The 13,419-nt window shown below is 50.2% G+C and carries 10 protein-coding genes; 9 read left to right on the top strand and 1 reads right to left on the bottom strand.

Annotated elements, in window-relative coordinates; all coding sequences use genetic code 11:
• The first annotated feature begins 1 nt into the window (after position 1).
• From ACTJJS_RS21670 to ACTJJS_RS21660, 3 genes are all read left to right on the top strand, one after another.
• Positions 2–1,222, top strand: a complete 1,221-nt coding sequence (locus ACTJJS_RS21670) for a DUF5000 domain-containing lipoprotein (protein ID WP_440665217.1) — start codon at positions 2–4, stop codon at positions 1,220–1,222.
• A gap of 14 nt (positions 1,223–1,236) precedes the next feature.
• Positions 1,237–1,959, top strand: coding sequence for a DUF4998 domain-containing protein (locus ACTJJS_RS21665; RefSeq protein ID WP_440665216.1), 723 nt, complete (start codon positions 1,237–1,239; stop codon positions 1,957–1,959).
• A 157-nt stretch (positions 1,960–2,116) separates the two neighbouring features.
• Positions 2,117–3,256 (top strand): glycoside hydrolase family 88/105 protein, encoded by a 1,140-nt coding sequence (locus ACTJJS_RS21660; RefSeq protein WP_440665215.1) that lies wholly within the window; start codon positions 2,117–2,119, stop codon positions 3,254–3,256.
• Positions 3,257–3,352: 96 nt separating this feature from the next.
• Here ACTJJS_RS21660 and ACTJJS_RS21655 read toward each other — a convergent pair whose 3' ends face one another.
• A complete protein-coding gene (locus ACTJJS_RS21655; protein WP_168871906.1) occupies positions 3,353–3,646 on the bottom strand; it encodes a hypothetical protein in 294 nt (97 codons plus the stop codon).
• A gap of 242 nt (positions 3,647–3,888) precedes the next feature.
• Here ACTJJS_RS21655 and ACTJJS_RS21650 point away from each other — a divergent pair, with 242 nt between their 5' ends.
• The 6 genes from ACTJJS_RS21650 (at position 3,889) to ACTJJS_RS21625 (ending at position 13,388) form a co-directional block, all read left to right on the top strand.
• Positions 3,889–4,488: an RNA polymerase sigma factor gene (locus ACTJJS_RS21650; protein WP_168871907.1), complete on the top strand. Its 600-nt coding sequence runs from the start codon at positions 3,889–3,891 to the stop codon at positions 4,486–4,488.
• A 105-nt stretch (positions 4,489–4,593) separates the two neighbouring features.
• Positions 4,594–5,592 carry a FecR family protein gene (locus tag ACTJJS_RS21645; protein WP_440665213.1) on the top strand — a complete coding sequence of 333 codons (999 nt, stop codon included), beginning with the start codon at positions 4,594–4,596 and terminating at the stop codon, positions 5,590–5,592.
• Positions 5,593–6,009: 417 nt separating this feature from the next.
• On the top strand, positions 6,010–9,654 hold the full coding sequence (locus ACTJJS_RS21640) for a SusC/RagA family TonB-linked outer membrane protein (RefSeq protein WP_440665212.1): 3,645 nt from the start codon (positions 6,010–6,012) through the stop codon (positions 9,652–9,654).
• A gap of 10 nt (positions 9,655–9,664) precedes the next feature.
• The gene (locus ACTJJS_RS21635; protein ID WP_440665211.1) at positions 9,665–11,152 is read left to right on the top strand and encodes a RagB/SusD family nutrient uptake outer membrane protein; all 1,488 of its coding nucleotides are present in this window, start codon (positions 9,665–9,667) and stop codon (positions 11,150–11,152) included.
• Positions 11,153–11,180: 28 nt separating this feature from the next.
• On the top strand, positions 11,181–12,080 hold the full coding sequence (locus tag ACTJJS_RS21630; protein ID WP_440665210.1) for a zinc-binding metallopeptidase: 900 nt from the start codon (positions 11,181–11,183) through the stop codon (positions 12,078–12,080).
• A 12-nt stretch (positions 12,081–12,092) separates the two neighbouring features.
• Positions 12,093–13,388, top strand: a complete 1,296-nt coding sequence (locus ACTJJS_RS21625) for a DUF4302 domain-containing protein (protein WP_440665209.1) — start codon at positions 12,093–12,095, stop codon at positions 13,386–13,388.
• Positions 13,389–13,419 lie beyond the last annotated feature (31 nt).

The following is a 13,419-nucleotide window of genomic DNA, read 5'->3' as shown; positions in this document are numbered from 1 at the left end:
AATGAAATATTTTCATATCCTCCTATGTCTGCTGGCCGTATGTAGCGCCTGCAAACAAGATCACCTGGGACCCATCTCCGATGATAAAGCACAGCCCAATCCGGTCATGAACCCCAGCGCCATAGGTATGGCGGGCGCAGCGGAGATATCCTATTCCCTTCCCGACGACCAGAACCTGTCTTATGTACGGGCAGAATTTGAAATCAATGGCGTAAAAAAGGAAGCGAAGTCTTCTTATTTCAAAAGATCGGTACGCGTGGAAGGCTTTGGGGATACCGCTGAACATACTGTTACCCTGTATACGGTCAGCCGTGCGGAAGTAGCTTCCACCCCAGTGCAGATAAAGGTGAAACCTTTGCCGCCGGCCATCTGGAAAGTATACAAATCACTGGATGTGGCAGAAGCCTTCGGTGGCCTGCAGGTGAAGTTCAGCAATGAGGACAAGGGAAAGATCGTCATCGTTACCCTGCTGTATGACCCTGCCGCCAAAGAATGGCGTAACGTGAACAACTTCTACTACGGCCTGGATTCCGGGAAATTCACGGTACGCGGGCTGCAGCCGGTGAAACAACAGTTCGGTATCTATATCAAGGACCGCTGGGACAACAAAAGCGATACCCTCCGGTTCGAACTGACACCCATATACGAAGAAGAGCTGGACAAATCGAAGTTCGCCAGCGCCATGAAGAAAAAGTACCCGATACCACAGGTAGCGCCGTTGCCCAAGACGCCTGGCGTACAGATCGTGGAGCCGGGCAACCTGTCGTCCTGGCCTATTGAAAACATGTGGAACGGTATCATCGGCAACGAAGGGTACCATACCACGGAGAACAAGGATGTGCCTATCTGGGTGCCGATTGACCTTGGCGTGAAAGCGGTGATCAGCCGTTATAAGATCTGGCAGCGGCAGGCCGGTTATATCTACAACCATGGTAATCCGCATGAATGGGAGCTTTGGGGCACCAATACCCCCACAGACGTGAACAGCTGGGTGAAACTGGACCACCAGATTATGGAGAAGCCTTCCGGGCTGCCGCTGGGGCAGAACTCCAACGAAGATATTGACGCCGCTGCGGCAGGGCAGGAGTATGAGCTGCCGATCGGTTCGCCGGCGGTACGCTATATCGCCTGGAAACACATCGACAGCTGGGCCGCCGTGGACGGTATCATAGGGCATCTTCATATCAGTGAGATATCCATCTGGGGACAAATCAAAAAATAATCAAAACAGTTATCATGAAACATAACAAAGGCAGATGGCTGTTAGGAGCTATGTTGGTGCTGCTGGCAGCCTGCAGCAAAATGGACGACACCTACAAAAATTTTCTGAACGGAGGAGAGATCATTTATACCGGTAAAGTGGATTCCCTGAAAGTGTTTCCGGGCAAGAACAGGGTGTTGTTGTCCTGGTACCTGATATCAGACCCGAAGATCACCAAATGCCGCGTATACTGGAACCAGCGCAGTGATTCGACTGAGGTGGCCATAAAACGTACAGGCGGCACCGATACCATCCGGCTGCTGCTGGACAAGCTGCCGGAGAATATCTATACCTTCCAGGTGTATACCTATGACAATGCCGGCCATTCTTCCGTAAAAGAAGAGGTGATCGGCAACGCTTACGGTGACGCCTATCTGGCCACGCTGTCCAACCGGCCGGTGCGCATCGCCAAATACGACGCCACCAAAATGGAGACGACCATCTGGTGGTTTGGCGTAAATAACCAGGTACAGAGCGTGGAAGTGTTATACACCAATACCGCCGGCGTGGAAACCAAAATTGTGCAGGTGGCCGACAGCCTGCCTGCCGGTCCCCGCGATCCGCTGGAATTCCGGGCATCACTGAAACTGCCCGGCTACAAAGCAGGCACATCCTTCAAATTCAGAACGGCCTATAAGCCGGTGAAAATAGCGATCGATACGTTTTATACTGCTTATGAAACGCAAGCGGTGCAATGACGCTTGTCCCAGGGCTTTAGCCCCGGGGCTTAAAACAACAATAGCATTTTTCATCCCGATGATGTATTTTGGAGAACCATGCTGACGGAAACCACGGGCGTCATTCGTCGTATAGATTTTCCCGTTAGAAACCACTGAAAAGAAAAACAATCCACATATGAAAACAATGATGGCAGGCCTGTTGACACTACTGGTGATCAACACAGAAATGGCCACAGCACAAAAGAAATCTGCAGATGCGGACCTGACGCATTTTCCGAAAGGCAGCACACCAAAGGAGATTGGCAAGCGGGTGGCCGAACGTTTTGTAGCTACGCCGCATCCCAATTTCGGAAGGGCTACGTCTCCGAAACAAATCACCTATCCTGAAGTTTGCGCATGGTATGGTGCGCTAACGTTTGCACGGGCAAGCGGTGATAAGGCGCTGACCGGCAGTCTGGTGCAGCGTTTTGAACCTTTTTTCACCACAGAGGCTGCGCTGGTGCCTAAGGCCGACCATGTGGACCATACCGTTTTTGGCTCAGTGCCGCTGGAGCTGTATATACAGACAAAAGACAAACGTTACCTCGATATGGGCAAAGCCATTGCGGACAAACAGTGGGGCACACCGGAAGGTCCGCATGTAAAGCCCGAATCACAGGGGTATAAAGACCGTGGCCTTACCTGGCAAACGCGTATGTGGATTGACGATATGTTCATGATCACCGCTGTGCAGTCGCAGGCTTACCGCGCCACCGGCGATAAGGAATATATCAACCGTGCTGCGCGTGAGATGGTGGTTTATCTGGATTCCCTGCAGCAGCCCAATGGCCTCTTTTACCATGCGCCGGACGTGCCCTACTTCTGGGGCCGCGGTGACGGCTGGATGGCTGCCGGCATGAGTGAACTGCTGCGTTCCCTGCCTAAAGACAATCCTGACCGCGAGCGTATCATGAAAGGATATAAAACCATGATGGCCTCCCTGCTGAAATACCAGGCGCCGGACGGTATGTGGCGCCAGTTGATCGATGATCCGGAAGCATGGCCGGAAACGTCTGCCACGGGTATGTTTACCTTTGCCATGATCACCGGTGTGAAAAACGGCTGGCTGGATGCGGCCACCTATGGCGCTGCGGCGCGCAAGGCATGGCTGGCGCTGGTGAAGTACATCGATGACAACGCCGATGTGCGGGAAGTGTGTGAAGGCACCAATAAAAAGAATGACCGCCAATATTATCTCGACCGCGGCCGTATTACTGGTGACATGCATGGTCAGGCGCCCGTGTTATGGTGTGCCACGGCGCTTTTAAGAAAATAAAAATGTAAGGATTTGTTGATTACGGATTTTGGAATTTAGATAGTCATTCAATTATCTGATATTGTTGAAACGATTAAATAAACGCCAAAATCCGTATCAGTAAATTCGTAGATGACTTACTTCGTCAGTGATCTCGTTCTCCTCTTCCTGTTCCCTGTCTTTTTCCGCCTCCTCTGCTGCGGCGTCCCTTCTATCTTCTTCCTCCATTAATTCGTCGATTTCGAGATCATCCTCTTCCTCATTCAGGATATCTTCGGAAGTGTCTTCGCTGCGTGATTGCTCGTCCTGGTTACCTCGCTGAGGTACCGGTTCCTGCTGATGATTGATGACATCATCCGGTTGGATGTCATCTTCACGCAGGGGTCCTATGGGTGTTTTCTGCGTAGTCATATCGGATAGTTTGCATGGTTACACCCCAAAGGTACGCCGTATTTTCGCAATGGTTTTTTGCTATTAATTCTAACTACGTATATAACAATTTATAATTATAACTAATACGAATTTAATTATTAAATAATAATATTTGTTACTAATTTATACGGTCGAATGAATGGCCATTGTATGAGAAACCTGGCTTTTTCTTTAGCCATATAAATTGTATTCCACGGTATGATTTATATAAAAGAAAAGATATGAACACAACAGATGCTGAATTGGTTTTACGGCTCCGCGACAGTGACGTGAGCGCTTTTGACAGCCTATATGGGAATTATCACCAGGCCGTATACCGCAATATTCTCAAATTTGTGAAAGATGTTGCCGTTGCTGAAGACATCTTACAGGAAGTGTTTGCCAGATTGTGGGAAAAACGCCGCGAAATACAGGCAGAGCAGTCCGTCGGCGGCTGGTTGTTTGTTATCAGCTTTAACCTGTCTGTCAGCTGGGTGCGCCGTAAACTGAAAGAGCAGGCGCTGCATAAAAATCTGCTGGACCTGGAGCCGGAAGATCACCTGATGATCGACCGGAAAAATATGGACGAAGAACAGTACAGCCTGCTCGAACAGGCTATTGCGCAGCTATCTCCCAAAAAGAGGACCATTGTGACCCGTTGTAAACTGGAAGGTAAAACCTATGATGAAGTAGCCAGCGAACTCAATATTTCCCGCAATACCGTTAAAGAACATCTTTCTGCCGCGATGGTCAAACTAAATGACTATATGCTCCGTAATGGCGATCATAAATACATCGTCCTGTTTCTTTTTTTCTTTACCTGTCACAACGCTTCCAATTAAGTTTCTGATAAGAAATGAATTAGGATAAAATAAATATGTTTTTTCTTTGGGATTCACCCACCCACTTTTTATCAACCTGCGTATTTAAATTAAACCGTCACGATAGTGCACAACAGAAAGGAATACCTCAGACAACTGCTACATACGGAGAACTGGTCTGCCACAGAGCAGGAATGGATGCTACAGTACCTGGAAGAAAACGATCTGTCTGATCTGGAAGCGGTAGCCAAAGAGTACTTTCAGGCAAAAGGCCCTGAAATAAAAGACCTGCTGGATGAACGGCTATCGGCTCAACTGCTGAAAAAAATACATCGTCGTGCCGGTATTTCGCGACCAAACGTATTCACGCTGTATGGACGCAGAATAGCGGCTGCCGCCGCTGTAGTACTGCTGGCAGGCGCATCCTGGTACCTGCTGGTACGTCAACAGGTGAAACAACTGGTCATGAACAGTGGAACACAAAATAAAACAGTCACACTGCCTGATGGATCTTTGGTATATCTGGAAAAAAGTTCCAGCATCACCTATCCCGAGAACTTTGGAAAAAAAAACAGAACACTGCAACTCGACGGTGAAGCCTTCTTTGATGTGAAGCAGGATAGCAAACATCCCTTTGTAATATCCTCTGCTTTCATCAATACTACTGTACTGGGCACCTCCTTCAATATGGAAGCCCGTAACAACGGTGTAGCAAAAGTAGTGGTAATATCCGGCAGCGTTCAGGTAAATACCCATAGCGGTGAAACCAACCCGAAGCATCAACTGGTGCTTAGTGCCAACAAGAGCGCCGTTTATCACGCCGCGTCCAAAGGGCTCGAACTGGTAGATGCTACTGATGATGCACGCTTTTTCCGGCAGAAACAGGCCGGCGTATTTACTTACAAGGGACAATCATTGTCCGCAGTGCTCAACGACCTGCAACGCTTTTATGACGTGCCGGTCAGCACCGATAGTAAAATGGAACACTGCCCCGTCTTTGGAGACTTTAATACCACAGATGATTTGCAGAAAACACTAACCATCATCGCCGGGTCCCTCAACGCCAAAATTAAAAAGGATGCCAACGGAAACGGATATGTAATAGTTGATGGCAATTGCCACTAAATAACCGATTAGAGAAGAAAATACCGTTAACCAAAATCAATATGCAAGATGGAAAACTTGTTTTGTAGCTATTGACCTGACTTATTTTAGAGAAATAAAAGTTGTATTGCTGGTAAGCTATCCTGTGTAACTTTTAGCCTGGAAATGGTTCTCATCCCTGGTTATCTGCCATTGATTGAATACGCTGGTATTCTCTCAACAGGGCCCCTATTGCCAATACATTCCCGATATTTTTTCATTTAACAACCAAACTAAATTGCGTTTATGGACCATACTGTCTCTTTCTCTTCCGGTTAATAATTGTCATATAGACACTAAAAAATAATACTGCACAGCAGAAGGCCCTTTATTGCCCGGTTTTCCAGCAAAACCGGATCAGGATTCCTATTACCCGGAATGAACAAACATTAATTCAATATGCATAATAAAACCCGATACTACATTTGTTGTCTGACGCTCTTCCTGTCGCTGTTCCACCTGCAAGCGGGCGCCGTGGACCTTCAGGATGCGCTTGACAAAAAGATTACCCTCCACCTGCACGATGTTGTACTGAAAGATGCACTGGAGAAAATCAGTAACCTCGCGGAAGTATCTTTTGTATACGTAGGCAATGAAGTACTGAATGCCAACAAAGTCAGCATTTCCGCCCACAATGAAAAAGTAGGCGACCTGCTGCATAAGATATTAACACCCTATTCCTTGTCCTACAGCGTGATCTACGACCGCATCGTGATCAGGCGCGACGCTTCCAAAAAACTCACATCTCTCACTACCGTCAGCACGCCGCGCCAGGTAACACCCCGCTTTACCGATGTGAAAGGCACCGTGATCTCTGAAAAGAAAGAACCACTGCCAGGTGTCACCGTACTGGTGAAAGGCTCCTCCAGAGGCGCTACCACAAACGCCAAAGGCGAATTCGAAATTCACCGCGTACCCGGCGATGCTATACTGGTGTTCAACTTCACCGGCTATAAAATGGAAGAAGTACACTCCAGCGAATTTAAAAACGGCAGCATCACCATCGTGATGAAAGAGAAACCGACACGCCTGCAGGAAGTCGTAGTGACAGGCTTTCAGAGCATCGATAAAAGTAAATTCTCCGGCGCCGCCACCCGCCTCAAAGGTGAAGATGTGAAGATAGACGGCATCACAGACGTAAGCCGCATGCTGGAAGGCCGCGTGGCCGGCGTGGCCATACAGAACGTGTCCGGTACTTTCGGTACAGCGCCGAAAGTAAGGGTACGTGGCGCTACGTCTATCAACGGCGACAACAAGCCACTCTGGGTGGTAGACGGCGTGGTGCTGGAAGACGTGGTGAATATCTCCAACGATCAGCTCTCCAGTGGAGATCCCACCACCTTGCTGGGTTCTGCGGTAGCAGGCCTCAACGCCAACGATATCGAAAGTTTTGATATCCTCAAAGATGCGGCCGCTACTGCCTTGTATGGCGCCCGCGCGATGAACGGGGTAGTGGTGATCACTACGAAAAAAGGTCGTGCAGGCAAGCCCGTTATCGCTTACAGCGGTAACTTCAGCACGCAGCTGAAACCAACCTATAACAATTTTAATATCATGAACTCCGGCCAGCAAATGTCTGTGCTGGCGGAGTTGGAACGTAAAGGTATCCTCACTTCGGATATCCTTTCCCGTGGTGACATCGGTGTTTTCGGTAAACTGTATGAATCACTGGACGCTGATGGCAGCGGCAACTTCCCCGTACAGAACGATCCTGTGGCCATGAAAGCTTTCCTGCTGCGTTATGCCAATGCCAATACCGATTGGTTTGGCCTGCTGTTCCGCAACAACTTCGTACAGGAACACTCCCTCAGTATCTCTTCCGGTACCGACAAGTCGCAATCCTATTTCTCTACCAGCTTCTACAGTGACAACGGCTGGACACTGGCCGATAAAGTGAACCGCTACACCCTCAATTACCGCAATACCTATAAATTCTCTGACCGGCTGAGTGCCGGTTTCTCCGCTTTGGCATCGGTGCGGCAGCAAAAAGCACCGGGAGCACTTACCCGTAGCAGTAACCCGGTAGAAGGGCAATATGACCGCGATTTTGATATCAACCCGTTCAGCTATTCACTCAATACCAGCCGTACGCTCACTGCCTACGACCAGAACGGGAACCTGGAATATTTCCGGAGAAATTTCGCACCATTCAATATCATCAATGAACTGCGCAACAACTCCCTCGACCTGAACATGATGGACCTGCGCCTCCAGGGCGACCTCGGTTGGCGGCTCACCCGCAACATCCGGTATGAATTCACCGGCGCTATCCGTTATGTTAAATCCTCCCGCGAACACCAGATCACCGAAAACGCGAACATGGCCAACGCCTATCGTGCTGCCGGCAACGCTACCATCGCACGGAACAACAAGTTCCTCTACCGTAATCCTGACGATCCGGACGCACAGCCTGTCATCGTGCTGCCAGCCGGCGGCTTCTACAACCGCACGGAAGACCAGCTCATGAACTTCGACTTCCGTAATGGCCTTACTTATGCAGATACGTTTGCACAAAAGCATAACATCAACCTGCTGGTAGGGCAACAGGTAAAGTATGCCGACCGCCAGAGCGCGTCCAATACCGGCTACGGCTATCAATATGAAAACGGCGGAACACCGTTTGTGGATTACCGTATCCTGAAACAAACCATTGAGTCCAACTTCCCGTATTACAGCATGGGCCGCGACTATGACCGTTTTGCAGCTTTTTATGCTTCCGGCACCTATGCTTACAATAACAAATACAACCTCACCGCTACCGGTCGGTATGACGGTTCCAACAGGCTGGGCCAGTCCCGCAAAGCCCGCTGGCTGCCTACCTGGAGCGTGGCCGGTTCATGGAACATGGACCAGGAGCCTTTCCTTCAGAAAGTGAACTGGCTGAACTATCTCACGCTGCGCGCCAGCTACGGCCTTACCGCCAGCATGGGCCCTGCCACTAATTCCAACATCGTTTTCCAGACCATCAACACCCGCAGGCCGCACCTCAATGAAGTGGAATCCGTGATCAGCCTCGCGCATCTGCAAAATGATGATCTCACCTGGGAAAAGCTCTACACGACCAACCTCGGACTGGACGCCGGATTCTTCAATAACAGGCTTAACGTTTCTCTTGATCTCTATACACGTAAGAGCTTCGACCTTATCAGTATCATCAAAACATCCGGCATAGGTGGCGAAATGTACAAAGCGGCCAACTATGCCGACATGACTTCGAAAGGAGTGGAACTGCTGATCGGAGGGGATGTAGTGCGTAAAAAGGACTGGGGTTGGAAATCCAATATCACTTTCGGTTACAATACCAACAAGATCACCAATGCCAAAAATATCCCGGCCATTTTTGATCTGGTAGTAGCAGAGGGCGGCAACAAAGAAGGATATCCGGTGCATAGCCTGTTTTCCTTACAATACAAAGGCCTTTCTCCGAAAACAGGCATGCCCTCCTTCGTCAACCAGGACGGTGTTGTAAGCCCGGACGTGAACCTGCAGGACCTTAAAACAGCACAGCTGGTATATGAAGGACCGGTAGACCCTCCGGTGACAGGCGGTTTCTCCAACACGTTCCGTTATAAAGCCCTTTCATTGAATGTCTTCTTTACCTATCAGTGGGGCAATAAAATCCGGTTGTATCCGGCTTTTAAAACCGCCTATTCCGATCTGGACGCCATGCCCAAAGAGTTTTATGACCGTTGGGTAATGCCGGGAGATGAGAACACCACCCGCGTGCCATCTATCCTGGATGCCTATGAACAGACGCTGATCCGCGGCGCTTATCCGTATAACAACTACAACTATTCCACTGAACGGGTGGCCAAAGGCGATTTTATCCGGTTGAAAACCGTATCACTGACCTATCAGCTGCCCGTTTCCCTCATCCGGCGCGTAGGCTTCAACAGCATGTCTGTGAGCGGCGCCGCTATCAACCCGTGGCTCATCTATGCCGATAAGAAGCTGCATGGCCAGGACCCGGAATTTTTCAACTCCGGTGGCGTGGCACAGCCTATTCAGAAGCAATTCACCCTGTCAATAAAAGTTGGTATTTAAAAATGGACCTATGGAATTGAGATATATAACTGTTTCGACTACACGTTTTATAAGGCCCTTTGTGACAGCCGCACTGACAATAGGCCTCCTTACACTGGGCAGCTGCCGCAAGTACCTGGAGCAGGTGCCTGACAGCACCTGGACCGACCTGAGCACGCCTGATAAAGTGTCTAAGCTGTTGGGCACCGCCTACCCGCAATCGTCTTACGTGACGATGTGCGAAGCGATGACGGACAACGTGGCTGATAAAGGCGCCGGTGTTATCAGTCGCCCCAATCAGGACGCGTATTTGTTCCGCGACATACAGTCCATCGAGCAGGATTCCCCTGAAGCCTACTGGACGGCCTGCTACGTAGCTATTGCTGCCGCTAATCAGGCGCTGGAAGCCTGTGACAAGGCCGCTGACAAAAAAGCCTACGCCACGCAGCGGGGAGAAGCGCTGGTGGCCCGCGCCTACGCGCACTTTATGCTGGTGAATATTTTCTCCAGAATGTATGATCCCGCCACGGCCGCCAATGACCCCGGCATTCCTTATGTGACCGTTCCTGAAACGGTGGTGATCAAACAATACGACCGCAAAACGGTAGCTTATGTGTATGACATGGTGGAGAAAGACCTGTTGGAAGGATTGCCGCTGATCAGTGATGATACTTATAAGGTGCCGCGCTATCATTTTAACCGCAGCGCTGCCTATGCCTTCGCCACCCGTTTCTATCTCTATAAAAAAGACTACGCAAAGGTTGTACAGTACGCAGATCAGGCATTCGCCAACAACGATGTGGCCAGCAACATGCGCGGTTGGAACACTACCTACAGCAGCCTTTCACCGGAACAGATCTTCGACCTCTATGCCAACGCCAAAGAGAACGCGAACCTGCTGCTGGTGGAAACACAATCGCTCTATGGCCGCAGCGTGGGGCAATACCGCTATGACCTGGACAACGCCCGGCAGCTGCAGGTCCTGGGATACAATGTTACCGGCGGCCGCTGGGCTTACCCGATATACTATTATGGCTCCCAGAATTATTTCGTGCCCAAGCTGACGGAATACTTCGTGAAGTCCTCCGTGAACGCCACTATCGGTCAGCCTTATGTAATGGTGCCGCTGTTCACCACAGAAGAAGTGCTGTTCAATCGGGCGGAAGCCAATGCACAGCTGGGCAAATCCGCTGCTACGCTGAAAGACCTCAACCTCTTTGCCAGCAAACGTATCCGCAACTACGATCCGTCTGTGCACACCATCACCACTACGTCCATCCGGAATTTTTATGGTATCAGCAATGAAAAGGACGGGCTGATACATACCATCCTCGATTTCAAACGGGCGGAATACCTGCAGGAAGGTATGCGTTGGTTTGACCTGCAACGCTATAAAATGTCCGTCGTGCATACCACCCGTGAAGGCGAGATACTGGAGCTGAAACCGGGAGACAACCGCTGGGTCTTCCAGATCCCGCAGTCCGCCACCACATCCGGCATCGCATTAAACCCGAGATAATTATCAACCAAATAAAAATCGCTTTCGTATGAAACTTTTTCTTCTCGCTTTGTCCTTCCTGTTGCTGATGTCCTGCAGCAAGAAGGATGACCTGGGCAAGGTAGACGACATTCCCGGACTGGGAGGCGATACCTGGGTAAAAGGCCCGCTGGACCGGTGGCTCTTCGATACGCTCACCGTGCCTTATAACATTGCTGTAAAATATAAATGGGACCAGTTTGAATTTGAACTGAATAAAACGTTGGTGCCTCCCCGTGAGGAGAAGATCATCCCCGTGATGAGCGCCATCAAAAAAGTATGGATGAGCACTTACATCGCGGAAGCGGGAGACCTTTTCTTCCGCCGCTACTGCCCCAAGTACTTCATCCTCAGTGGCAGCGCCAGCTGGAATGAAAACGGCACCATCACCCTGGGTACCGCTGAAGGCGGCCGTAAAGTGGTGCTGTACCTCGTCAACGATTTTGTGACCCGCGATATGCCCGATTACAAACCCGGTGATTCTGCCAATGTAAAACAGATGTTCCATGTAATAGAACATGAATTCGGTCATATCCTCCACCAGACAGTGATGTACCCGGTAGAATTCAAACGGATATGCGCCGGCCTGTATACGGCCAACTGGAACAATATCGATGATATGTCAGCCTATAGGGACGGCTTTGTTACTCCTTATGCCATGTCCGGTTATGACGATGATTTTGTGGAGATGATATCCACCATGCTGGTAGAAGGCAGGACCGGATTTGACAGGATCGTCAACAGTATTCCTCCCGGATACAGCATCAACGGCACATCACAGGCCGATGCAAAAGCGAGGCTCCGCAGAAAAGAGGCGATGGTGGTGAGCTATTTCCAGACTGTATGGCATATCGATTTTTATAGCCTGCAATCCCGCACCAGAAGAGAAATCAACAAGCTATTGTATTAACCGTTTATGGGTATGAGAAAGAAACTTTTGTATTTATTACTGGTCCTTGCAGGTATCTATTCCTGTAAGAAAGAGTCAGACCCGATGTTTGACAAGTCGCCCGATGAGCGGCTCAACGATACCTTACAACGGTACCAGCAGATACTGACACACGCTCCTTATGGCTGGAAAGCGCTGGTATATCCCGGTGGTTCGCCCAAATCGGTGTACAGCTTTTATTTCCGGTTCAACGATTCCAACCGGGTGCAGATGTACAGCGACTTTGAACAGTCTTCCACTGTTGCTGCCAAAGAAAGCAGCTGGCGGCTTAAAGCCCTGCAGCAGCCCAGCCTGCTGTTCGACACCTACTCTTACCTGCACGTGCTCTGCGACCCTGACGGGAGCCAGAATGGCGGCGACTATGGCAGGGGGCTGGGATCGGACTTTGAGTTTTCCATCAATGGCATGACCGGCGACACCATGGTGCTGACCGGCCGTTTCAACAGAAGCCGCGCCATACTGGTGAAAGCCACGCAACAGGAGCAGACAGATTATTACCAGCAGCATATCAACCGTAACATCGATAGCGTACGGAAAATACTGACCTATTTCCACAAGCTCACCCTCGGCAATACCCGCTACGATGTGCAGGTGAACACACTGACGCACCGCATCACCTTTACGTGGGTAGTGGGCGGGGAGGTAAAAACAGCTACTACCGGTTACTACTATACGTCGAAAGGAATTGCGCTGTCACCGGCCTTTTCGGACGGTACCAATACCATCAGCAGCTTTGAGAACGTCAGGTTTGAAGACGGTGCCGTAAAAGGTACTATCAACGGTCAGCCTGCCAGTATATCAGAAACCGTCAGGCCGCTGGCGATGGACATTGCAGCACCTAAACGTTGGTATCAGTTTGCCCTGGCACAGCGCCGTTACTGGGTGGCCGATCAGGGCTTCCATGTAAACGGTGTGGACGATGCCTACGGCCTGCGCACGCTTCCGGACTTCGTTGCGGCCACTTTCTGGCCCGAAGCCGGCGGCCAGGGCTCCGGCATTGATGCCTTTGGCATCATTGTGCCCGAAGAGGGACAGCTGACGCTGATGTACGGCGTAATACACAGCGCACCCACTTTCACCAATGATGGCCGTGTTGTTTTCCATGACAGCAGACTCTTTGGCGATCTGCCTCCGGACCCAACGCCGTTGCTGCGTACCCGTACGCTGATGGCAGACCAGACAGGTTTTTTCCTTGTACAGACCGGCGCCACCACTTATGACATGGTCAGCGCTAAAGACGGTAAGGCATGGATTACCTGGGTGTTCTGATAAAAGATTAACCCTATCTGAAAACCAGCAA

Source organism: Chitinophaga sp. 22308, from assembly GCF_052045305.1.
Lineage (GTDB): Bacteria > Bacteroidota > Bacteroidia > Chitinophagales > Chitinophagaceae > Chitinophaga > Chitinophaga varians_A.
Note: the sequence above shows the minus strand (reverse complement) of the source record. Positions and strands in the feature narration are given on the sequence as shown.

Bases quoted from the DNA above. Each gene is read 5' to 3' on its own strand.
- ACTJJS_RS21660 (WP_440665215.1), top strand. From the start codon at position 2,117: ATGAAAACAATGATGGCAGGCCTGTTGACACTACTGGTGATCAACACA.
- ACTJJS_RS21650 (WP_168871907.1), top strand. From the start codon at position 3,889: ATGAACACAACAGATGCTGAATTGGTTTTACGGCTCCGCGACAGTGAC.
- ACTJJS_RS21665 (WP_440665216.1), top strand. From the start codon at position 1,237: ATGAAACATAACAAAGGCAGATGGCTGTTAGGAGCTATGTTGGTGCTG.
- ACTJJS_RS21635 (WP_440665211.1), top strand. From the start codon at position 9,665: ATGGAATTGAGATATATAACTGTTTCGACTACACGTTTTATAAGGCCC.
- ACTJJS_RS21630 (WP_440665210.1), top strand. From the start codon at position 11,181: ATGAAACTTTTTCTTCTCGCTTTGTCCTTCCTGTTGCTGATGTCCTGC.
- ACTJJS_RS21640 (WP_440665212.1), top strand. From the start codon at position 6,010: ATGCATAATAAAACCCGATACTACATTTGTTGTCTGACGCTCTTCCTG.
- ACTJJS_RS21655 (WP_168871906.1), bottom strand. From the start codon at position 3,646: ATGACTACGCAGAAAACACCCATAGGACCCCTGCGTGAAGATGACATC.
- ACTJJS_RS21625 (WP_440665209.1), top strand. From the start codon at position 12,093: ATGAGAAAGAAACTTTTGTATTTATTACTGGTCCTTGCAGGTATCTAT.
- ACTJJS_RS21670 (WP_440665217.1), top strand. From the start codon at position 2: ATGAAATATTTTCATATCCTCCTATGTCTGCTGGCCGTATGTAGCGCC.